A 22,894-nucleotide genomic window follows, 5' to 3' on the forward strand; every position below is an offset into this window, starting at 1 on the left:
CCGGGTTGTTTCCTCTATGACTTCAGCAACATTTGCCAACGCTTGAGGCGTAGCGTGCGTCCTGACGTTCTCGGAAGAATTCCTCGTAGGTCATGGGTGTCCTGTCCGGGTGCTTCAGGCGCGTGTGCTGTACGTAGGCATCGTAATCGGGCACGCCGACCATCATTTTGGCGGCTTGCCCGAGGTACTGCCCCATTTTGGCAAGGTTGTTGAACATTACACCCTGATACCTTCAGGCATTTGTTCGCGTTGCGATTCCAGCGTAGTCGGATGGTTGGCGGCATATGCCTTGGCGCAGGCGCGGATGCCAAACACGAGTACCGACAGCACCACCAGTACAAAGATGGCAGACAAGGCCGCATCGATGTAGTTGTTGAGGATCACCTGTTGCATCTGCGCTGCGCTCTTGGCCGGAGCGAGGATTTCGCCCCGCTCGGCGGCATTGCTGAAGCGGGCCGCGTTGGCCAGGAAGCCGATCTTCGGGTTGGTGTGGAAGATCTTCTGCCAGCCAGCCGTCAGCGTGCAGATCAACAGCCAAGTGGTGGGCAGGATGGTGACCCAAGCGTAACGCTCGCGCTTCATCTTGAACAGCACCACGGTACACAGGATCAGGGCGACTGCTGCCAGCATCTGGTTGGAGACACCGAACAGCGGCCACAAGGTGTTGATGCCACCGAGCGGATCGACTACGCCCTGATACAGGAAGTAACCCCAGCATGCCACGCATAGTGCGGTGGCAACGAGGTTGGGCACCAGCTTTTCTGTGCGCTTGAAGCCGGGGACGATCACCCCGATCATGTCTTGCAGCATGAAGCGGCAGACCCGTGTGCCAGCATCCACGGCGGTGAGGATGAAGAGGGCTTCGAACAGGATGGCGAAGTGATACCAGAAGGCCATCATGCCCTTGGAACCCAAGGCGTTGGCGAGGATATGTGCCATCCCTACAGCGAGCGTCGGAGCCCCCCCCGCACGGGCGATGATGGTCTTCTCGCCCACATCCTGTGCGATCTGCGTCAACGCATCTGGTGTGACCACAAAGCCCATCTTGGTGATGGCATCGGCAGCCGAGACGGCATCCTTGCCCAGCAAGGCAAGCGGGCTGTTCATGCCGAAGTAGATGCCTGGGTCGATCACCGAGGCGGCCACCAGGGCCATCACGGCGACGAAGGATTCCATCAGCATGCCACCGTAACCGATGAAGGCGGCATTCTTCTCATTGTCGAGCAGCTTGGGCGTGGTCCCCGAGGAAATCAGGGCATGGAAGCCGGAAACCGAGCCGCAGGCAATGGTGATGAAGAGGAAGGGGAACAGGTTCCCCGACCAGACCGGGCCGGAGCCATCAATGAACTTGGTGACGTGCGGCATCTGCATCGTCGGGGCCAGGATGAGGATGCCCAGGGCCAAGGCGGTGATGGTGCCGATCTTCAGGAAGGTCGACAGATAGTCACGCGGGGCCAGCAGCAGCCACACCGGCAGCACGGAAGCCACAAAACCGTAGCCCATGAGCATCCAGGTCAGTTGCGTGCCGGTGAAGGTAAACATCGGTGCCCAGGTGGGGCTGGCGGCAATCTGCCCGCCCAACAAGATGGCGCCGATCAGCAATGCAAAGCTGATGATGGAGATTTCCCCAATGCGCCCAGGGCGGATATAGCGCATGTACAGGCCCATGAAGATGGCAATCGGCATGGTAGCGAAGACGGTGAAGGTCCCCCAGGGTGAATCAGCCAGGGCCTTGACCACGATCAGCGCCAACACGGCCAGCAGGATGATCATGATGAGGAAGGTGCCCACCAGCGCGATTACGCCAGGGAGTGTGCCCAGTTCGGACTTGATCATCTCGCCCAGCGAGCGCCCATCACGCCGCGTGGAGATGAAGAGCACGATGAAATCCTGCACCGCACCGGCCAGCACCACCCCGGCAACGATCCACAACAGGCCGGGCAGATAGCCCATCTGCGCAGCCAGCACGGGCCCGACCAGCGGCCCTGCGCCGGCGATGGCCGCAAAGTGGTGACCATAGAGCACATACTTGTTGGTAGGGACGTAGTCCAGGCCATCGTTGTGCTTGACCGAAGGCGTCATGCGATTGGCATCAATTCCTAATACCTTGTCGGCGATGTACAAGGCATAGTAGCGATAACCCGCCAGATAGATGCAGACTGCGGCAATCACAACCCACATTGCATTGATGGTTTCGCCGCGCGAGAGCGCCACATAAGCCAGCGAGCAGGCGCCAAGCAGCGCCACCAGCCCCCAGGCCAGGCGAGGTAGAGTTTTGTTCATGAAGTCTCCCCCTAATGTCGTCTTGGCCCAGGCAGGCCATGACGCAAGGTGTGTAGTGTGTGAACTTGGTTGGGCCCGGAAAACGGGCCAATGTCAGTATGGGTCTGACATGCGCGTTAGGCATCAGGATGACTACGCACATTTGTTACGTAGAATTACGTGGTGCTCTCGGAATCGGTTAGCATGTACGCTGGTGCGTTTCTTATATGCGGGTGGAGGGTTCATGCAACTGCGCATGAAGGTGTTTCTGCTTGCCGTGTTTCCGCTGTTGCTCGCCGTGGCAGCCATTGCGGCGGTGGTGCAGCTGGAGGCCCAGGCTTTGGCCGAAGCGGAGATGGCGGCTGTGCAGCCGGTGCTGGTGGCATCCCAGCGTGAGCAGTTGCAGCACTACGTCAATCTTGCGCTGGGGGCCGTGGAGCACCTGCATAGCCGGGGCGATGACGAGGCCGCGCGTAGCGAGGCGCTCTCCATTTTGCGACGGATGGATTTTGGCGAAGACAACTACTTCTTCGTCTATGACCTCTCGGGGCGCAGCCTGATGCACCCGCGCCAGCCCGAACTGGTAGGGCAGAATCTGTGGAACCTGCGTGACCCGGATGGCGAACTGGTCATCCAGAAGCTCATTGATGCCGCCCGCAGGGGAGGCGACTACGTTGAATTCAAATGGGTGCGGCCCTCCACGGGCAAGGTCGTCCGCAAGCTCGGGTATGTGGGCATCGAACCCAAATGGAACTGGGTGATCGGCACCGGGCTGTATCTGGATGAACTCGATGAAGCCAAGGGGCGCATTGACCGTGAGGCTTCACGCGCAATCAGCACCACCATGGGCATCATTGTGGTGATTGCAGGGGTCGCTGCGCTGATCGTGGCGGTGTGCGGCTTGGCGCTCAACTTCTCGGAGCAGCGGGTGGCGGACGCCAAGATGCGCGCCCTCGCGCATCAGGTGGTGCTCTCACAGGAACGCGAACGGGCACGGGTCGCCAGTGAATTGCATGATGGGGTCAGCCAGTTGCTGGTCGCCGTCAAATTTATCTTCGAGTCTGCCCAGGCGCGTGTTGCCATGTTGGGTAGTGAGGCAGGGCAGACTATCGACAAAACCATGGAGCAGGGGCTGGAGCGCATCAACGAGGTGTTGCGCGAAGTCCGGCGCATCTCCCACGGCCTGCGTCCGACGGCACTGGATGACCTGGGGCTGGTCGCCGCCCTGTCCCAGATGCTGGAAGAATTCGAACTGCGCAGCCACCTCCAGGTGCGCCTGAAGGCGGAAGACAACCCCAGCATGCCCGAAGCGGTTGCCACCGCACTCTTCCGTGTGGTACAGGAGGCTTTGAACAATATCGAGCGTCACTCCGGGGCAACCGAAGTCACCGTCACCCTCATGAATCGCCAGCAGGCCCTGCGCCTGAGCATTACCGATAATGGCATGGGCTTCGACCCAACGGATATCCTGGAGCAACCCCGCAGTGGCCTGGGCCTGTCAAGCATGCGTGAGCGCATCGAAACGCTGGGCGGGCTGCTCACCATCCGCTCTGGCACAGGGGGGACGAGCATCGAAATCGTGCTTCCCGCCAATGCGCTCAAAGCCTGAGAACCTGTTCAGGTGGCGTATCATGGCAGGATACGTGTTTCAAAAGCTGTGGGCCTGAAGTGGGATGCAAAGATGAGTGACAAAGTTCGCCTGATGCTGATTGACGATCATCCCTTGGTGCGTGACGGCTTGCGCGTGCGCCTAGAGACCGTACCGGGCTTCAAGGTGGTGGGTGAGGCCGGAGACGGGCCGTCTGCGCTGGAGGCAGTGCCGCACTGTGTGCCCGACGTGGCGCTGATGGACATTGCTATGCGCGGCACGAATGGCATCGAGTTGGCAAAGGTGTTCCACGAACGGTTTCCGCAGGTCAGGGTCATCATGCTAACCATGCATGACCAGCCTCAATATGTGCTGGAAGCCTTTCGCCATGGTGCGCGGGGTTACGTGCTCAAAGACAGCCCGGCGCAGGAGATTGTGGCTGCGGTACATGCGGTGATGGCGGGCAAGCGTTACTACTCTGCCGGGGTGGCTGACGCCCTGGCGATCGCCAGTGCTGCCGAGCCGCAGGTGACTCAGCGCGAGCGGGAGGTGCTGGCCTTGCTGGCCGAGGGACTCTCTAGCAAGGAAATCGCCCAGCGCCTAGATCTGTCAGTGCGCACTGTCGAGACGCATCGCCTGAACATCAAACGCAAGCTGGAGCTGGATGGTTCTGCTGCCTTGGTCAAATTTGCCGTGGAGCACAAATTCACCAAGCTCTAACGGGGGAGGCTAGTGCACCGGGTTTGAATGCCGTGCCGGGGCACTACGCTGGGACAGATAGCTACCCAAGGTCTTGTCCGTCTTGAGGATGTGATTGACCAGCCACTCGCGGAAGAACTGCATCATCTCCGCGCCAATCTGCTCGCCTGCATCAAAGCGGCGTTTGTATTCCACGGCCTTGTCGATGAGGGCGGCGTGTTTGGCCAGATGGTCGCGTTGTTCCGGGTAATGGGCACGCTCCATCAACTCGCCCTCGTGCTTGAAGTGGTATTGCGTATAGGCAAGCAATTCCTCAAGCACCTTTGCAATGTCCGCTTTGTCGTTGACGTGGTACAGCGCAGCATGGAGTTGATTGAAAATGGCGATCAGCTTCTGGTGTTGGGCGTCGATGGATTCCACGCCGACTGCAAAACGTGGCGACCATTCCAGATTGGTACTCGCTCCCAGCGTGGGGGAGGAAATCTCTCCTTCATCGGAAGGGTGACGAGTCTGGAAGCGTTCCGAGATATGTGCCAGCTCGGCTGAAGTCTTGTCCGCCCGGGTTGCCATCTGGGTGGTGGTGTCGACCATCTGCACGGCCTGTTTGGTGATCGAAAGCGTCTGGTTGACAGTCTCCACCACGGTATCGGCTGCGCTGGCCTGTTCAACAGCCACTTTGGCGAGGCGACTCATCTGCGAGACGACCTTCTCGGAGGTCTCGCGGAACTCCAGAAGCAGCGCTGCCATCTGCTCCACACTCTGAACACCACGCTCGACAATGGGCTTGGCACCATTCATGGTGGTAACCACTTTGTTGATACTGTTGCGGGTGGTGTCGATCATGCGGGTGATCTCTTCGGTGGCCGAGGAGGTGCGCACCGCCAGCTTGCGTACTTCGTCAGCGACCACGGCAAAACCGCGCCCCTGCTCTCCCGCGCGGGCAGCCTCAATGGCGGCATTCAATGCCAGCAGGTTGGTCTGATCGGCAATCTCCCGGATGGCTGACACGATGGAATTGATGCTCTCCGCCTGATGGGCGAGGTCTTGCACCTCACCTGCCGAATCGTGGATGTTCTGTGAGATGAGCAGGATGTTTTCGGTGGTGTGGGCCATCATGTCGGCGCCGCTGATGGAGCTTTGCTCAATGGTATGGGCGCCTTCTTCTGTCTGGCGGGCCAATTCGGCCATCTGCTGCACGATGTCGCGCATGGTGTGCACAGAAGTCAGTACTTCATCTGAGGAGGTTTTCTGGAGCGAGAGTTGAACCCCCATGTTGGAAGCCTCTGCACTGAGAATCTTCATGTCGATTGCCAGTCGTTTGGCATGACCGACAATAATGCCCAGCAGTTGTTCAAGCTGGTGACGCATGACGTCCAGATTGCCCAGCAAGCTTTTCTCCTGGCCCGCAAGGTAGTGGAATGTGGTGACCAGATCGCCATTGGCAATCCGTTGGACGGCTTCGGTCGCTGTCGATATCTCACCCCCCAGGGCACGCAACACCCAGCGATGGATGTAGGTGGCCGACAGCATGATGAGTACGACCCCCAGTGCAGCCGTGACGAGGATGATGCTTGCCAGTTTGAGGTAGGTACTTTGCAGGTCATCAATATAGACGCCAGAGCCGATGACCCAGCCCCAGGGCTCGAATTTTTTGACGAACGACAGCTTGGGATAGAGCGTCTTGCTCACGCCCCCCTCTTTGAGCGGCTTGGGCCATTCATAGCTGACAAAGCCCTGGCCGCTGGCGCTCACGAGGTCAACAAAACTCGCAAAGAGGTTGTGCTCCTCATAGCTTATGGATTCTTTGTGCGCGATATCGTATTGGCCGGTGGCACGATTGAAGTTCGGACTGTCGAGCACTTTGCCGTCCAGGGCCGGTACGGTAGGGTGCATGATCATCTTCGGGTAAGGGCGCCCAAGGTCGTTGATCCAAATGTACTCATTGCCGGCGTAGCGCAAGGTTTTGATGGCTTGGCGGGCGGCTTCCTGCGCGGCTTCGTGACTGAGCGTGCCAGCTTGCTCGCGCTGCTGGAAGCCTGCCACAACACCGTGGGCAAGCTCGACCACGGTGATGAGCTGCGCTTCCTTGTCCTGGCGGATGTTGCTCTCCAGCATCCATAAGGCGATGCCGCCAAGCAGGGCAAAACCCAGCAGGGATACCAAGGGAACCAGCAGGAGGCGAACCTTGAGCGATCCCGATTGGATGGCATGCATGATCTTCATGATGGAGAATCCCTCGCAGCACATGGCAGTAGCCATGGACAGAAAGCATTGTGCCCTATCATGCAATGACCAATAGGGCTTTATCGGCTCAAAGGACCATCAGGGCAGGCTTTTGAGGATCAGGCAGGTGCCATCACCTGCCCGCGTAGAGCCATTGCAGCAAGGCTTCCACCGCCGGTTCGCCGTTCCCTGCCTTGGGGTGGTTGATGATCAGGGCGAATGCTTTCCACTGGCCTTGGGCATCCAGCAGATAACCGGCTGCACTTTTGACGCCATCCAGTGTGCCGGTCTTCACGTAGCCACGCCCGGCCAGCGGGGTGTTGGGCAGGCGAGAGCGCATGGTGCCGTCTGCCCCCACCACGGGTTGCGCGGCAACAAACTCCGGCATGCGCGGGCTGTGCCATGCAGCCTGCAACAAGGCGCCAAGCTGTGCCGTGGTAGTACGTTCGCTACGCGAGAGGCCTGAACCATTTTCAAAGACCCATTGTGTGGCGTCCAGGCCCTGCTGTGTCATCCAGGGCAGCAGCCGGGCCAGACTGCGCTCGGCCGTTAGGGGGGTGCCACTGTCATCGTTGCCCAGGGAGAGAAAGACCATGCGGGCCATGACGTTGTTGGACCACTTGTCCATGTCGCGCAGGACCTCAGGCAGCGTGGGTGACTGCCAGACCGAGAAGGGCTCGGGCAGCTCGGCGGGCAATGCTTCGCTACGCACCTCCCCACTCCAGGTGCCCCCCAGCTCTTGCCATTGGGCCCGGATGACCGCGCCTGTCCAGCGCAGGCTGTCACCCACGGCCAGATTGAAGATCTTTTCCCCGCAGCTGGCAGGCAGCTTGCCCTCCAGACTCAACATGAAGCCTTTGCCCTCGGCCCGGAAGCTGCCGCGCAGCCCACTGCGCCAGTCTACGCAGGGGCCGTTGCTGGCCCGGATGCGGTTCTGGATGCGCAGGGGGGCTGCCGGATTGAGGCTGACGACATCCACGCCACCATTGGCCAGCCCAGGACTCAGGCGTACCGATAAGGCGCCAAAGTTCGTCAGGAAGGCGTCGGGCAAGGCGTTGTAGGCACGGTGCGGCGCATCGTCAAATTGCGAAGCGGGTGTGGAGGGCAGCAGCAGGCTGCGGTCAATGACAATGTCACCCTGGATGTCACGCAGCCCCCGGGCGCGCCAGTCCCGCAGCCATTGGCCGAGGCGGTCCCAGGACATATCAGGGTCGCCACTGGCTGCGATCAGCACGTTCCCGGTCAGGCGCCCATTGTTCAGCTCGCCGCCCAGCCAGGCGCGCGTTTTCCAGGTGTAGGCGCTGCCCAGCATATCCAGTGCGGCATAGCTGGTGATGAGCTTCATGACCGAAGCCGGATTCATCAACTGCTGGGCATTGTGCTGTATCAGTGGCTCGCCGCCGCTGGCGGGCGCTACCCACAGGGCCACCCCGTCGGGGGATATGCCTGCGTCACGCAAGGGTTGGTTGAGTGCATCAGGCAAGGCGGCCTGGGCAGAGAGCGAGATGGCGGCAAAGCCCGCCAGACTCAGGCGGTACAGGGAATGGATCAGCGTCATGCCCTGATTGTAGCGTGGCGCAGAGCCTGGATGAATGTTGGTATTAACCGATCATCGCTTCAAAGGCCAGCGCGCTCTGGCTCTGTGGGCGACGTGGCAGGCGCAGGCGGTACAGTTCGCGTGAGAGCGCGCCCTGTTCCAGCTCCAGCGCGGTAATCCGCCCCAAGGCAAGGGAATCGGCTGCTGCGACCTGCGGGACGATGGCAATGCCCAAGTTGGCCACCGCCATCTGCACAATGATCTCGTTGCTGCCCGCTTCCAGGGTGCGCTTGGGGGCGATGCCTAGGCGGCTCAGTTCGCTTTCCACCACGTCGCGGCTGCCTGAGCCGGGTTCGCGCAGCAACCACAGTTCATCGGCCAGATCGACCGCGCGAATCTGCTTGCGCCCGGCAAGATGGGAATCCTTGGCGGCAATCACCACCAGGGCCTCGCGCCGCCAGGGGCGCACTTCCAGGCGTTCGTCCTCCACCGGGCCTTCCACCAGCGCTACATCCACATCGCAATCGAGCAGCCATTGCGCCACTCTTTGCGTGTTGCCCGAGAGCAGGCGTACTGCAATGCCTGGGTAGCGCTGCGAGAAATCTGCGATATATTTTGGGAGCCAATAGGCTGCAATGGTACTGCTCGCTCCGATGGTTAATCCACCGCGTTCCAGTTCGGAATAGGCCTGCACGGCTTCAACGGCGGCACGCTCCATGGCGAAAATGCCGCGCGCGTATTTGTAGAGCATCTGCCCGGCTTCCGATGGGCGAAAGCTGCGCCCGCCGCGCTCCAGCAGTATCACGTCAAGCTGGGATTCCAGTTCCCGCACCGCCTTGGAGACCGCAGGCTGGCTTACCCCCAGCACTTCGGCAGCGCGGGAAAAGCTTTTCTGTTCAACGACAGCGGCATAGATGCGGAGCAGGTGCAGGTTCATGGCAGTATCAGGGCAGGGCGCGGGCGCCGTAAATCATGCGGCGGGCGAGAAAACGCCGCAAGGGGGGCAGCGCATCCAGCGCAGCCAAGCCCAGCCCGCGCACAAACGGCAGGCCGGGGAGCGAACTGCCAAAGGTGCGGATCAGCGCATCGGAAAACCCCGCTGCTGCAAAGCGATCCAGTTGGCGGCCACGGCCATAGGCACGCAGCACGGAGGCCGCGCCAGGATCGCTAGCCTCCCGCAGGGCATCGGCGAGTTCCCAGGCATCGCGCAAAGCCAGATTGAGCCCTTGGCCTGCCACCGGGTGCAGGGTTTGCGCGGCGTTGCCAAGCCAGACGGTGCGCTCCCCCACTGTGTTGACGCGCATCTTGAGCGCCAGGGGATAGCTGGCCCGCTCGCTGATGCCGGTAAAACGTACACGCGTGCCAAAATGGGTCTGCAAAGCCGCGAGCCAATCTGCATCGGGGGCATCAAGCAGCGCATCGGCTTCGTCCAGCGCACGGGTCCAGACCACGGCGTAGTCCTGCCCCAGGGGCAGCAGGGCGACCGGGCCAGCGGGGGTGAAGCGCTCGTAGGCCAGATTGTTGTGGGGGGCTGCGATGCTGGCGCGGCAGAGCAGGGCGCGTTGCCGGTAATCATGCGTGAGCATGTCTTTGGCATTGCGCACGCTGCCCTCGCAGCACAGTGCCAGGCTGCAGTAATGTTCCTGTGGGCGGTCTTCGCCTGCAATGCGCAGCACAATGCCATGTGCATCCGGCAGCAGTGTCTCGACGGGCGAGGCAAAGTGCAGAGGAATGCCTTCGGCTTCGACCTTGCGCCGCAGCATGACAATGAGATCACGGGCGGGCAGCACGTAGCCTAGCGCAGCCAAGCCATGCTCGGCGGCATCCATCAAAGTGCGGCCCGGCGCTCCTTGTTGCGAGACATGGATGTGGCGGATCGGAGTGCACAGCCGTTCCGGCCAGGCATCAATGCTACGCAGGATCTGGCGGCTGCCTTCTGACAAGGCCAGTACACGCGATTCTGTCAGGGGGGCGTCTGCGGCGCGGGCATCAAAGATGCGCACCGCCTGCCCCTGGCGATGAAGCAGCAATGCGGTGGCAAGGCCCAGCGGCCCGGCCCCGACGATGCCGATGTCAGCCATGTTCCCGGGCCTCGGCCATCAACGCTTCGATTTCGGCTACCTTGCTGGGTACGGCGGCAGTCAGGTTCTCATGCCCATCGTTGGTGATCAGGATATTGTCTTCAATGCGCACCCCTACATTCCAGAAGGCCTCTGGCACATCGTCTGCGGCGCGGATGTAGCAGCCCGGCTCAATGGTCAGTACCATGCCTGGGCGCAGCGGGCGCCACAGGTTGTTGACCTTGTACTCGCCCGCGTCATGCACATCCAGGCCCAGCCAGTGGCTGGTTCGATGCATGTAGAAGCGGCGGAAGCTGCCGCTCTCCAGCACACTATCCAGGCTGCCTTGCAGCAGGCCTAGGTCCAGCATGCCTTGTACAAGCACCTTGACCGCAGCATCGTGCGGCGCGCTGAACGAAGCGTTGGGCTGGCAGGCGGCGATGGCTGCGTCTTGCGAGGCCAGCACCAGTTCATAGACTGCTTTGGCGCCACCGCTGAAACGTCCACCGATGGGGAAGGTGCGGGTGATGTCAGAAGCATAGCCATCGAGTTCGCAGCCTGCGTCGATCAGCAGGAGTTCCCCCTCCTGCATCTGGCGCGAATTGGCGTTGTAATGCAGTACGCAGGCATTGGGGCCACTGGCAACGATGGAGTTGTAGGCCACCGATTGGCTGCCATGACGGCGGAATTCGTGCAGCAGTTCGGCTTCGATCTCATACTCGAACATGCCGGGGCGGGTAGCGCGCATAGCGCGGCGATGAGCGCCGGTGTTGATGGCAGCCGAGCGGCGCATGATGTCGAGTTCATGCGCGTCTTTGAAAAGCCGCATTTCATCCAGCAAGGTGTGCACGTTGCGGATGTCCGCAGGGGCGCGCACCCCGCTGCGGGCATTGGCCCGTACCGTGTTCAGACCGGCGAAGATACGGTCGTCAAACTCCTTGTCTTCGGCCAGGGCATACCAAAGCGCGTTCTGGTTGCCGAGTAGCTCCGGCAGGCGCTGATCAAATTCATCAATCGAATAGGCCTCATCCACACCCACCAGGGTGCAGGCAGCCTCGGGGCCGTGACGGAAACCGTCCCAAGTCTCACGTTCCAGATTCTTGGGCAGGCAGAACAGGATGCTGCGCGTGCTCTCACCCACCAGCATCACCAGCACGGCGCCGGGTTCGGTAAAGCCGGTCAGGTAGTGGAAATAACTGTCGAAACGATAGGGGTGATCGTTGTCACGGTTACGCATGCGCTCTGGCGCAGTCGGAACGATCACGACCCCTCCGCCACAACAACCGACTCGCTCAGCAAGGCGGGTACGGCGTGCTGAATGGGGGGCGAGAAGCGTGATTGCAGTCGGGCGGGTCGGATTATTCATGATTCTTCTGCGGCAGGGGTTGTTGGAGGTTCTGGAGTAGGTTGTAACGCAAGGCTGAGTTCGTTGTCCAGCAAAGCGAGGCGTTCCGGGGTGCCCACGTCTTCCCAGCGGCCCGTGAAGCGCTCACCGCTGACGTGTCCGGCACGAATGGCTTCCCTGAGCAAAGAAACGAGCTTGGCTTTTTCGCCTGGCTGCACCTTGGCAAAAAATTCAGGGCGATAGATGCCGATGCCCGAGAAGGTCAGACGCGAGCCTTCCTCGTCGGTCAGCTGTCCGCCCATGTCGAGCACGAAGTCACCTTCCGGGTGGTGTGGTGGATTGGGCACCAGCACGAGGTGTGCATGCTTGCCGTGGGTGACACGCGTGAGTGCGCGGGCAATGAAAGGGGCGTAATCAATGTCGCAGTACGCGTCCCCACTGACAACCAGGAAGGGGCCATCGCCCAGCAGCGGCAGGGCGTTGGCAACGCCCCCGGCAGTTTCCAGGGCCAGCACTTCTTCGGAATACTGGATGTGGACGCCATAACGGCAGCCATCGCCCAAGGCGGTTTCAATGCGATGCCCCAGGTGAGCGTGGTTGATGACCAGCTCGGTAATGCCAGCCCGTGCCAAGCGCTCGATATGCCAGCCGATCAGTGACTTGTTGCCCACCCGCAGCAGGGGCTTGGGGGTGTGGTCGGTAAGCGGGCGCATGCGTTCGCCGCGCCCGGCGGCAAGGATCATGGCCTTCATTGCGGATTCTCCCGAGGCTGCTGGGCGTGCTCATACGCGTCAACGATGCGGGCGACCAGCGGGTGGCGTACCACATCTTCCTTGAGGAACTGGGTAAAGGCAATGCCACGCACACCGGAGAGAATCTTTGCCGCGTCGACCAAGCCGCTGCGGTGGCCGCGTGGCAGGTCAACCTGAGTCACGTCCCCGGTCACCACGGCGCGGGCGCCGATGCCGATCCGGGTGAGGAACATCTTCATCTGCTCGGGCGTTGTGTTCTGCGCTTCATCCAATATGATGAAGGAATGATTCAGGGTACGCCCCCGCATGAAGGCCAAGGGCGCGATCTCAATGCACTGGCGCTCGAAGAGCTTGGCCACGCGGTCAAAACCCATCAGGTCGTAGAGCGCGTCATACAGGGGGCGCAGGTAGGGGTCTACCTTTTGTGCCAGATCGCCGGGCAAAAAGCCCAGGCGCTCCCCGGCCTCCACCGCAGGGCGGGTGAGGATGATGCGCTCGACCTGCTGGCGCTCAAAGGCATCCACGGCACAGGCCACGGCGAGGTAGGTTTTCCCTGTGCCTGCCGGGCCAATCCCGAAGGTGATGTCGTGTTCTTGGATGTTGCGGATGTATTCCACCTGCCGTGGCGTGCGCCCATGCAGATCGCCCTTGCGGGTGAGGAGCCCGGTGGCCAGATTGAGCGCCTGATTGGCGTTGTTCTGCTCAATCAGTCCCAGCTGGATCTGTGCCACATCCAGTGCGGAGGTGGCCTGCTCGTAGAACTTGCGCAGCGCCTGAGCGGCGCGCTGTACCTGCACGGCATCCCCACGCAGTTTGAAGTGTTCGCCACGCCGCGAGATAATGATGTCAAATCCGGCCTCGATCTGGCGCAGATTTTCGTCCAGCACGCCACACAGGTTGGCGAGCCGGGCGTTGTCCGGCGGAGTCAGGGTGAGATCGATCGAGCGGAGTTTGCTCGGTGCAGCCGGGGCGTCTGTGGGCATAGTGGGGATTGAAGTCCTATAGCATGTTCCGGAGGAATTCCCGGGTACGCGGGTGCTGTGGATCGGCAAAGAGTTCCTCAGCCGGGCGTTCTTCCAGGATCAGGCCATGATCCATGAAGATCACGCGGCTGGCTACTTCGCGGGCAAAGGCCATTTCGTGGGTCACCACCAGCATGGTCATGTGCTCTTCGGCCAACTGGCGCATGGTGCGTAACACTTCGCCGGTCAGCTCAGGGTCTAGGGCCGAGGTCGGCTCGTCGAAGAGCATGATATCCGGCTCCATGGCCAGGGCCCGGGCAATGGCCACACGCTGCTTCTGCCCGCCCGAGAGGCGTGCGGGGTAGCTGTCGCGCTTGGCGGCGAGCCCCACCTTGTGGAGCAGCTCTTCGGCCTTGGGGATGATCTCGTCACGCTTGATGCCTTTGACCGTCATCGGCGCTTCGATGATGTTCTGCAATACGGTCAGGTGCGGGAACAGGTTGAACTGCTGGAATACCATGCCCATCTTGCGGCAAATACGGCGAACATCGGCGTCTGGCATATAGTGGCAATGACCCTGCTCATCGGTGCGGGCCATGACTTCACCTTCGATGGCAATCTGCCCTCTGTTGATCAGCTCCAAGTGGTTCAGGCAGCGCAAAAAAGTGCTCTTGCCCGAACCGGAAGGGCCGATCATGGCGATCACCTCGCCTTTTTGCATGCTCAGCGAAACGCCCTTGAGCACCTCCACCGAACCAAAGCGTTTGTGGAGGTTGTCGGCGTGAATCATGGTCGAACTCATATCAATGTCGTGCGGTCCGGCTGCGATGAAGGGACTGGCTGGAAACGTAGAGGCTGGCATGGCTTATTCATCATAGACAGCATAGCGTTTTTCCAGGCGCTGGAAGCCCCAGGTCAGCACCAGCGTCATCAGCAGGTAGAACGCAGCGGCAACAATAAACGGGGTGGTGGTGAAATCGCGCTGCACCATGCCACGCGCGGCGCGCAGCAGGTCATTCATGGCCAGCACATAGATCAGCGAGGTGTCCTTGACGAGTGTGATCGTCTCGTTGCTCACCGGTGGCAGGATGCGCTTGATCACCTGTGGCAGCACGATGCGGCGCATGGTCTGGCCGTAGGTAAAGCCCAGTACCTTGGCGCCTTCATACTGGCCCCGGTCGATGGACTGGATGCCAGCGCGGAAAATCTCGGCAAAGTAGGCCGCATAGTTCAGCGCGAACGCGACAATGGCAGCGGGGAAATCCGGCAGGCGCACGCCGATCACTGGCACGAAAGGCAGCGCGAAATAGATGAAGAGCATCTGCAGCATCAGCGGCGTGCCACGCATCAGCCAAATGTAGGCATTGACCAGACGGCCAACGATGCGATAGCGCGAAATGCGCAGCAAGGCCAGACATAGTCCCAGCGGGACGGACAGAACAATGGTGACCAGAAACACTTGCAGGGTGACCGCCGTGCCCTGCAAAAGCGGGCCAAGCGTGCTGAGTAGATAGTCCATGCGGTCGAATTCGTTGTGTGGCACCGGCCAAGCTGGCCGCGAGCTGATTCAGAGGTTTGATAAACAACCAAGCCACGCCCGGTCAGGAGCGTGGCTTGTTTTGCTGCATAGCGCGTGTTACTTGACGATGTTGGAGCCAAACCACTGGGTGGAGATCTTGGCAGCCGTGCCGTCCTTCTTCATGTCTACCAGGGCTTTTTCAATCTTGCCCAGCAGTTCGGTGTCGTCCTTGCGGGTGCCGACACCATATTCCTCGGTGCCGAAGTTCTCTTCCAGCACCACGTATTCACCGGGCTTCTTGGTGGTGTAGTAGCGGCCGACGACTTCGTCGACCACGATGGCATCCAGGCGGCCTACCGACAAATCCATCAGCGCAGTCACGTTGTCGCCAAACTTTTTGAGTTCCTTGATCGACTTGGCCGCAGCCTCATCTTTGCCGACCGCGTCGACGGCGCTGCTGCCGTCCTGCACGCCCACCACCTTGCCAGCCAGATCAGCCTTGGTCTTGATGGCGGATTTGCTGGTAACGATGATGATCTGGCGGTTTTCCAGATAGGGCGAGGTGAAGGCGATGTTCTTCTTGCGATCCTCGGTGATCGTCAGCCCGTTCCACAGCGCATCCACCCGCTTACCGTTGAGTTCGGCTTCCTTGGCGTTCCAGTCGATGGGCTTGAATTCAACTTCGGCACCTACGCGTTTGGCCGCTTCCTTGGCCATGTCGATATCGAAGCCAACCAGTTGGTTCTTGTCGTCATGAAAGCCCATGGGCGGGAAGTTGTCGTCCAGGCCGATCACGATCTTGGTGCTCGCCGAGGCAGCAGGGGCCGATGCCGCCGCTTGGGTGGTGTCGTCCTTCTTGTTGCAGCCGGAAAGCAAAAGGCTTGCGGCCAGCAGAGTTGCCAGAAGTGCAGTCAGTTTATTCATGGTGTGATTTGAAAGATGCAAACAGATGTTGAAAGGTTTCAAAATAAGGCGCCGTGAGACCGTACTGCGTTTCGGCAAAGGTGGGATTGTCCTCTGCCTGCAGGCGCTGAGCAACTGGGAACGATGCTTCTATGCCGCCAGATGCTTGATACCGAGCAATTTTCGGGCCGAAGTCCGCGCCAAACGCCTGCGTTCATGGGGTTTGGCGCAGCACTGGCGCCCGCAGTGCTTCGTCCAGGGTGGCAAGGCTTTCGCGCAAGTGTGCCTGGGTTTCCGTGCTGCCGCCCTTGCGTAGTGCCTGCCCGATGGCGGTGGACAAGGTTTGTGCTTCATTTCGGGCCAGGGCACGCGCATCCGATGGCGTGGAACCATTGGCCCGCAGAATCTGGGCACACAGCCGGGTCAGGTAGGCGCGTTGCAGATTGCGCCGCAGCAAGGGGATTTCTACCTTGCCATGACCCTCCTTGCTATTCCCCCATTTATTCCCCAATTCCTGCCAGATGTTCTGGCGCAGGCCAGCGTAGAGTTCGGCCAAGTTGAAGCGCGCATTGACCGGGGTGGTGAGTTCCATTTCCAGGAGCCGGTTGCTCACCCGGTCGGAGAAGATCTGGTCCAGCACGCCCGCCTGCATTTGCAGCACCAGCGCCATGAGGGGGAGCTGGGGCTCCAGGCTGCTGTTCTCGAGTGGGCTGGGGGCCAGACGCCGCAGCAGAGCCGGGTCAAGCTGGAAGCTCTCGGGCTGGAACAGGCCTTGCGACAGTGCTGCCAGCGTGGCGCGCTGGGTGGCTGCAGGGGTGGGGATGAAAGCTTCGCTCTGCAGGGCCGAGGTGTGGCGGATCACGCTGACCCCGCCGATGTTGCGCGTGGCATTGTTGGCCGCAATTCCCAGCAGGCGCAGACTGTGCTCCACGCTGGCGCGCATGTCTGCCGCCTCAAAGGGCTTGCCGGTAAGTGGGCGTTGGGCCAGAGAATTCCACAATTCCTGGCTCAGTTGCAGGCGCAGGCGGAACCATGCGACCGGGTCATTGCCCAGGTCGAAGCGGGCAACCGCCGGGTCAATGCCGGTGAACAGCCCGTTGGTGACGCCCGCGTCCTCGTCGGTGGCATAGGCGAGGAAGGCATTGCTGGACGCGCGCTCAGCAATGTTGCGCAGTCCCTCGGCCTCTTTGTCTTTGGGCAGAGGCGTATAGCCGTACTCGATGGCCCAGTAGTCATACGGGCCAAGCACCTTCTGGTTGTAGGCCGTGACCGGGGCGCCAGGCGGAGGTACGTTATCCGACATGTAGTCCATGATGGAAGCGGAGATACCATGCTTGGCCACGAATTCCGGGTCACGCAACTGGGCAAGCGTATAGGTGCTGGATGCGTGGAAGTTGTGGCGCAGCCCCAGAGTGTGGCCCACCTCGTGCATCACCACCGAATACAGCGTTTCCTGCACGAAAGCTTCTGCCTCCGGGCTGTCAGGATTGATGTCGCCACGGGCAATGAGCAGATCCAGCGCCTGCTGCATCTCCACCACCGCATCGGTGGCGAAATCGCAGTCATCGTCACTTTCGTGCCCCTGCGCGGCGCGCTGGGGAATTTCGCGCACAAAGTTGGCGCGGGGCAGGCGTGTCCAGAAATCCGAGATGATGATGTTGGCGACGAGGATTTCGCCTGTGCGTGGGTCGACTTCAGTTTGGCCGCGTGCCAGGGCGTTATCCGTCCCCAGGAACCATTGCACAACGGCGCGGTGGGGCAGATGGAGCTTTTTAGGCTCGTCCGAATCCTGCTTGACCACGATGGCATCCTTGAAGCCGACGCGTTCGAAAGCTTCGTTCCAGGCCAGGATGCCACGTTTCACGGTGTCCCGGTAACGCTCTGGGATGTTGCGATCCAGCCAGAAGGTGATCGGCTTCTTGGGCGCAGACAAGGCCGCTTCGGGGTCTTGCTTCTCCAGCCGCCAGCGGTGGATCAGGTACTGCTGGTTGTGGGTGCTGAAGTCATCATCAAAATTCTGCTGGCGGGTGAGGAAATAACCCACCCTGGGGTCGGCTGCCCGTGTGTCAGCTTCTTTGGGCAGCGCCATGAAATCCAGGGAAAAGCCCAAGAGCATGCTGCGCGGGTCGGGCAGGGTAGCCGGTACGCTGGGCTGGACGGGTTGCCCCGGGTTGGCAACGGCCAGCGCACTGGCGGCATAGTGCGAGCGCAGGCTGAAGTGGGTCTGCGCAGTATTGCTCTGGACGCGTTCTATCAGTGAATTGGCGCGATCAAACTGGTAGGGCTGATGGTAGGTCTTCTGCAACTCATTGGCCGTGCCGGAAAAGTCCGTCAGCACCAGCGCATTCAGGTCGACCAGAATAGCCTTGGTTTTGGGGTCAGGTTGACTCAGGATCGGGGCGGAGCCCCGCAGGCTGTCAGAAAATCCGGTCTGGAGCGCATATTGCAAGGGCTTGTTGTGCGGGGCCACGTAGCCGGTGTTACGTTCAACCCACTGGATGCGCTCAGCATGCTGGACAAATACACCGATGCCTGACTCCAGCGTGGTGCCGCCCCATAGGCCGCGTTCCCCGATACCGTGGGTAAAAGTATTGGTAAAGAGGAAGGGCTTGTCGAAATCTTCCGGCTTGAGTTCCAGAAGGAAACGTTCCTCCTTCTGGTAGATGCTCAGATAGCCGGGAACGTGTTTGAAATCCTTGAGGACTTCGGCATAGGGTTTCAGATTGTTGGCGTTTGCAGCCGCAGGCGCCGAGGCATTTGCCGCCGGGGCAGCCTTGGTGGCTGGAGCAGAGCCCGTTGCGGCGGGCTCAGTGCTCTTTGATGGCTGATTGGTGCAGGCTGTGATCCAGCCACATACAACCATCAGGAGGGCAAGACTCCAACGCTTGTTATTCTGCAATTTCCACTTCTCCGCGTAGCGAGTGAGGGAGCGCCGAGGTAATTCTGACGTTGATGAAATGCCCGATCTGACGTGGATTGCCCTTGAAATTGACAATCCGGTTGTTGTCTGTGCGGGCGGCCAGCTCCCAGGGGTCTTTCTTCGAAGGCCCTTCCACCAGCACGCGCTGCACGCTACCGACCATGCTCTGGCTGACGGCTGAGGCCATCTCGTCGATACGCTTTTGCAGGCGCGCCAGCCGCGCCAGCTTGATTTCCTGCGTCGTGTCATCGGCCATTTCCGCAGCAGGCGTGCCGGGGCGCTGGCTGTAGACGAAGCTGAAGGAAGCATCAAACCCCAGGTCTTCGATGAGCTTCATGGTGGCTTCAAAATCTGCTTCCGTCTCGCCGGGGAAGCCAACGATGAAATCGGTGGAGAGTGACAGATCGGGCCGCGCTGCACGCAGCTTGCGCACCACCGACTTGTATTCCAGCACCGTGTAGCCGCGCTTCATGGCGGCGAGCACGCGATCTGAGCCGGATTGCACCGGCAGGTGCAGGTGGGAGACCAGCTTGGGCAGCTTGGCATAGGCCTCGAACACGCGCGGAGTCATCTCGCGCGGATGCGAGGTGGTGTAGCGGATGCGCTCAATCCCTGGCACCTCATGCACACATTCGAGCAGGAAGGCAAAGTCAGCCATGTCGCTCGAACCGGGTTCGATGGGGCCACGCCAGGCATTCACATTCTGGCCCAGCAAGGTCACTTCCTTTACGCCCTGTGCTGCCAGCCCCGCCACTTCAGCCAGCACGTCACCCAACGGGCGGTAGATTTCGTCGCCCCGTGTATAGGGCACGATGCAATAGGTGCAGAACTTGGAGCAGCCTTCCATGATCGACACAAAGGCCGAAGCCCCTTCGACCCGGGCAGGCGGCAGAGCGTCAAACTTCTCATTTTCCGGGAAGCTGATGTCGACCTGGGATTTGCCCGTGTCGCGTCGTTGCGCGATGAGTTCGGGCAGGCGGTGCAAGGTCTGCGGCCCAAACACCACGTCCACATACGGTGCGCGTGCAATGATGGCCTCCCCTTCCTGAGAGGCCACACACCCGCCCACACCAATGATCAGGTTCGGGTTGGCCTGCTTCAGATGCTTGACTCGGCCCAGATCGTGGAACACCTTCTCCTGCGCTTTTTCACGCACCGAGCAGGTGTTGAAGAGGATCACATCGGCTTCTTCGGGGTTGTCCGTCTTCGTCAGCTCTTCGGTCATACCCAAAACGTCGGCCATCTTGTCCGAGTCATACTCATTCATCTGGCAGCCGAAGGTACGGATGTACAGCTTTTTCATGGAATCGGTTTCTACTCTCAGGCCAAGAAGAGCTTGGCCGTGGTCAACAAATCGCTCCACTTTTCACGCATTGAGCGGCAAACGTGGAATGTACAAAGGGGAAGGGTCGAATGGTCAGCCATGCGGGCGCTAAAGTCAATTCCCATCTCATGGCTTGAGTGATCCAAGTAATTGAATTAACGGTGTTTTGAAAATGGGTATCCAATAAACTTGTACAAGGTGATTGACCTTGGCAGAAGCTGTGGTTAGAATCCTGCCCTCTTGTGGTGATGTAGCTCAGTTGGTTAGAGCGATGGATTCATAACCCATAGGTCGGCAGTTCAATTCTGCCCATCACCACCACGGTTTCAAACAAAAAGCCCAACCAGTCTGGTTGGGCTTTTTGTTTTTCATGCTGCTCTCTTCACGGCTGCTGGCAGTTGCGGATGCCTTGGGCGATGGCTTTTGCCAGTTTATCGACAATTGCGGGGTCGGCCAGCCGAACGGCTTCGTCCGGATTCGCAATAACGCCCGCTTCCACCAGTACGGCCGGGATCGGGGCGGTTTTCAGGACGACCAGATCGTCAAACTGATGCACGCCCAGACGCTCATCAAGCAGGGGGCGAATATCTGCGTGATAAAGCGAGGGATGTTCCCCCGCTTCAAGCAGGCCAGCGCCGATTGCCTTGGCGCAGACCAGACTTTGGGTGTAGTCGGGATTCTTGCTTGAGACGAACACGGAAAACCCCGAGAATTCCCCGCGCCTGCCCGCGTCAATCCATTCCTGGTGGATAGAGTCGTGATGCAGGGAGACGAAAAGCTGTGCCTTGGGGAAACGCACTGCTCGCTCCTGCAAGGCGATTTCCTCGCCATCCGCCGCGACCTGTGCCACCTCAAAGCCATGCTGCTGCAGCGTTTGCGCCACTGCATTGCTCAACTTGAGGTTGTACCCATACTCGGGCTGCCCATGAGCGCTGATTGCGCCCTGAGTCAGCGGAGTATGGCCTGTATCCACGACAATCTGCACCGCCTGCGCAGAAGGCATGGCAAGCCCGCAGGCGAGCAGCAGGCTGTTCAGCACGCCTGCTGCGTATCGCTTAGGGTTGCTGGCGCAGGTTGTTTCGGCGCTTATCGTCATCACGCTGGTTTTGAGTTTGAGGCGCAGTGTTTGGGTCGGGTTTCTTATCCGGGGCTGCCGCAGGTTGTGGGCGTGGTGCGACGATGGGTTGTGGCACCGGGTCAGGCCGACGCGGTGCTTCAATCTGCACCGGGCGTGGCGGGCTGGGGGCCTCCTGGCGACGCTCCATCTCTGGCCGTGGTACAGGGGTTGGTATGTTGATGGTACGCGGCGGCTGTGCAGGCTGGGTGGTTTGAGGTGGCGTATTGATTGGACGTATGTCTGGCTGGCGTACCGGAGTGGGCTCGTTGTGCAGCATAGGCATCGGCGTGTCAGTACGGCGAGAGTCGGGTTGCAACGGCTGCGGGCGTATCGGGCTGGGCTCGTTGTGCAGCATCGGTATGGGGGTGACCCGCCGGTCTTGTTCGGGTGAGCCTTGCTGGATGGGTTGTGGCACAGTCTGGTGGTTATCCTGCTGTTGCCGGTTCCCTCCTTGTTGCCAGCCGGGCTGGAGATCCTGACGATCCTGGCGCGGCGTGCGGGGGGATGCGGGCGGCTGCTCGGTGCGGACCGGCTGCGCCGGCGGCAGATTTATAGGCGGGCGGTTCGCGTCATAACTGGACATGGGGCGGCCGGACCGAACCTCTGGCGCAAGGTTGCGGATCACAGGGGGCTGGCTGGCGGCACGGTCAGCCTGGGCGGGTGCGCTGCCGTTGTAAGGGCGGCGGGCCGAGGTGACATCCGCAGGGGCCGTGATGCGGTAATTGTTGGGATCACGATCATCGTTGTGGACGCGCATGCCTTGGCGCAGCACGGGCGGCGCGCTGATGATGGTGGCCGGTGGAGTGCCAATCGGCGCAGGAATGATCAGGCCCTCACGCGAGCCGGGAGGCGGCGGGATGAAGACGCCTGAGGGGCCGATGGGGCGTGGGCCGGGCCGTACTCCTCTAGCGGGCGGAGCCACCGGGATGCGCATGTCTTCAGGCGGCGGGCGGAACCGGGTATGCGGGTCAGACCAGTGCCCATCAATGAAGATCACCGTGTCACGACGGTGTTCGTAATAAGGCTGATGCCAGACGTAGCCGCGCCGGGGCGGACGAGACCAGCGGCCATGTGCCCAGACCCAGTCGCCCTCCCAGACCCAATAGCCACCGATCCAGACCCCGTCGTCATAGGGGCAGGGGGGCGGAGCCTCCACCAGCAATGGTGGTGGCGCCCAGGCCACTGCGATGGGATCGGGTTGGTAGAGGGGTGGGTCGACGTATACGCTGACCGCTGGGGCAGGCTCCACGTATTGGTAGCCGCTTGAAGTCGAGTACTGATAATCGGAATTCTGCGGGTCGTCGTAATACACCGTGCGGGTGGTTTCCACGACGCAGCCACTGGCAAGCAGTGCAGCAGCCCATACAAGCTTTTTCATGATGTTCCCCACCTGAATCCTTATGGCCCTTTGCCAGAGATCCCTGATTCAAGCTATGTTTGTTTTGACCTGCCATTGATTACAGAACAGGTTCTAGGAGTCTGCCAACACCCGGCATAGTTTCTATGGTGCGGCGACTCATGCTGTGTTAACGCCATCATACGTCATGGAGTTGACGGTGGTTTGCCGGTGGCATGACCACTTGGCCTTAAGGTGTGATGTTCGATGGGTTTTCTTCGGCACGTTGTTTGCATAGGTGCCAGCACGGCGCCAAGCCAATGCCGATCTGCCTATTCGGTATATAA

18 protein-coding genes and 1 tRNA gene are annotated in these 22,894 nt (G+C 60.6%); 3 read left to right on the plus strand and 16 right to left on the minus strand.

Annotated features, from left to right (window positions below):
* Positions 1-22 precede the first annotated feature (22 nt).
* Positions 23-217, minus strand: a complete 195-nt coding sequence (locus B145_RS0103635; protein ID WP_018605244.1) for a YbdD/YjiX family protein — start codon at positions 215-217, stop codon at positions 23-25.
* Entirely contained in the window at positions 217-2,283 is a 2,067-nt protein-coding gene (locus B145_RS0103640; RefSeq protein WP_018605245.1) for a carbon starvation CstA family protein, read from the minus strand. The genes B145_RS0103635 and B145_RS0103640 overlap by 1 nt, the downstream gene beginning before the upstream one ends.
* A 223-nt stretch (positions 2,284-2,506) precedes the next feature.
* On the opposite strand from B145_RS0103640, the gene B145_RS0103645 reads away from it, so the two are divergent.
* Together B145_RS0103645 and B145_RS0103650 are read left to right on the plus strand one after the other, a co-directional pair.
* Positions 2,507-3,871 carry a cache domain-containing protein gene (locus B145_RS0103645; protein ID WP_018605246.1) on the plus strand — a complete coding sequence of 455 codons (1,365 nt, stop codon included), beginning with the start codon at positions 2,507-2,509 and terminating at the stop codon, positions 3,869-3,871.
* A gap of 72 nt (positions 3,872-3,943) precedes the next feature.
* Positions 3,944-4,570 (plus strand): response regulator, encoded by a 627-nt coding sequence (locus B145_RS0103650; RefSeq protein WP_026258794.1) that lies wholly within the window; start codon positions 3,944-3,946, stop codon positions 4,568-4,570.
* A gap of 9 nt (positions 4,571-4,579) precedes the next feature.
* On the opposite strand, the gene B145_RS27190 is transcribed toward B145_RS0103650, so the two are convergent.
* The 12 genes from B145_RS27190 to miaB all read right to left on the minus strand — a co-directional run bounded on the left by B145_RS27190 (position 4,580) and on the right by miaB (position 20,073).
* Entirely contained in the window at positions 4,580-6,772 is a 2,193-nt protein-coding gene (locus B145_RS27190; protein WP_169558533.1) for a bacteriohemerythrin, read from the minus strand.
* A gap of 133 nt (positions 6,773-6,905) precedes the next feature.
* The gene (dacB, locus tag B145_RS0103660) at positions 6,906-8,330 is read right to left on the minus strand and encodes a D-alanyl-D-alanine carboxypeptidase/D-alanyl-D-alanine endopeptidase (protein WP_018605249.1); all 1,425 of its coding nucleotides are present in this window, start codon (positions 8,328-8,330) and stop codon (positions 6,906-6,908) included.
* Positions 8,331-8,373: 43 nt separating this feature from the next.
* The gene (locus tag B145_RS0103665; RefSeq protein ID WP_018605250.1) at positions 8,374-9,246 is read right to left on the minus strand and encodes a LysR family transcriptional regulator; all 873 of its coding nucleotides are present in this window, start codon (positions 9,244-9,246) and stop codon (positions 8,374-8,376) included.
* A gap of 7 nt (positions 9,247-9,253) precedes the next feature.
* The gene (locus B145_RS0103670; RefSeq protein ID WP_018605251.1) at positions 9,254-10,390 is read right to left on the minus strand and encodes an FAD-dependent monooxygenase; all 1,137 of its coding nucleotides are present in this window, start codon (positions 10,388-10,390) and stop codon (positions 9,254-9,256) included.
* Positions 10,383-11,735 (minus strand): aminopeptidase P N-terminal domain-containing protein, encoded by a 1,353-nt coding sequence (locus B145_RS0103675; RefSeq protein ID WP_026258796.1) that lies wholly within the window; start codon positions 11,733-11,735, stop codon positions 10,383-10,385. The genes B145_RS0103670 and B145_RS0103675 overlap by 8 nt, the downstream gene beginning before the upstream one ends.
* Complete coding sequence (gene murU, locus B145_RS0103680) at positions 11,732-12,466, minus strand: N-acetylmuramate alpha-1-phosphate uridylyltransferase MurU (RefSeq protein WP_018605253.1); 735 nt, start codon at positions 12,464-12,466, stop codon at positions 11,732-11,734. Before murU ends, B145_RS0103675 begins: the two co-directional genes overlap by 4 nt.
* Complete coding sequence (locus tag B145_RS0103685) at positions 12,463-13,449, minus strand: PhoH family protein (protein WP_018605255.1); 987 nt, start codon at positions 13,447-13,449, stop codon at positions 12,463-12,465. The genes murU and B145_RS0103685 overlap by 4 nt, the downstream gene beginning before the upstream one ends.
* A gap of 16 nt (positions 13,450-13,465) precedes the next feature.
* The gene (locus B145_RS0103690; RefSeq protein WP_026258798.1) at positions 13,466-14,218 is read right to left on the minus strand and encodes an amino acid ABC transporter ATP-binding protein; all 753 of its coding nucleotides are present in this window, start codon (positions 14,216-14,218) and stop codon (positions 13,466-13,468) included.
* Positions 14,219-14,293: 75 nt separating this feature from the next.
* On the minus strand, positions 14,294-14,947 hold the full coding sequence (locus B145_RS0103695) for an amino acid ABC transporter permease (protein ID WP_026258799.1): 654 nt from the start codon (positions 14,945-14,947) through the stop codon (positions 14,294-14,296).
* Between the two features lie 117 nt (positions 14,948-15,064).
* Complete coding sequence (locus B145_RS0103700) at positions 15,065-15,871, minus strand: amino acid ABC transporter substrate-binding protein (RefSeq protein ID WP_018605261.1); 807 nt, start codon at positions 15,869-15,871, stop codon at positions 15,065-15,067.
* Positions 15,872-16,064: 193 nt separating this feature from the next.
* Entirely contained in the window at positions 16,065-18,749 is a 2,685-nt protein-coding gene (locus B145_RS24320; protein ID WP_157288257.1) for a zinc-dependent metalloprotease, read from the minus strand.
* Complete coding sequence (gene miaB, locus B145_RS0103710; RefSeq protein WP_018605263.1) at positions 18,739-20,073, minus strand: tRNA (N6-isopentenyl adenosine(37)-C2)-methylthiotransferase MiaB; 1,335 nt, start codon at positions 20,071-20,073, stop codon at positions 18,739-18,741. The genes B145_RS24320 and miaB overlap by 11 nt, the downstream gene beginning before the upstream one ends.
* Before the next feature lie 265 nt (positions 20,074-20,338).
* On the opposite strand from miaB, the gene B145_RS0103715 reads away from it, so the two are divergent.
* A tRNA-Met gene (locus tag B145_RS0103715) sits at positions 20,339-20,415 on the plus strand.
* Between the two features lie 61 nt (positions 20,416-20,476).
* Here the strand turns inward: B145_RS0103715 and B145_RS0103720 are convergent.
* Entirely contained in the window at positions 20,477-21,133 is a 657-nt protein-coding gene (locus B145_RS0103720; RefSeq protein ID WP_018605264.1) for an N-acetylmuramoyl-L-alanine amidase family protein, read from the minus strand.
* Between the two features lie 16 nt (positions 21,134-21,149).
* On the minus strand, positions 21,150-22,589 hold the full coding sequence (locus B145_RS0103725; RefSeq protein WP_020585201.1) for a hypothetical protein: 1,440 nt from the start codon (positions 22,587-22,589) through the stop codon (positions 21,150-21,152).
* Between the last annotated feature and the right edge of the window lie 305 nt (positions 22,590-22,894).

It is taken from the genome of Uliginosibacterium gangwonense DSM 18521 (assembly GCF_000373965.1).
GTDB lineage: Bacteria > Pseudomonadota > Gammaproteobacteria > Burkholderiales > Rhodocyclaceae > Uliginosibacterium > Uliginosibacterium gangwonense.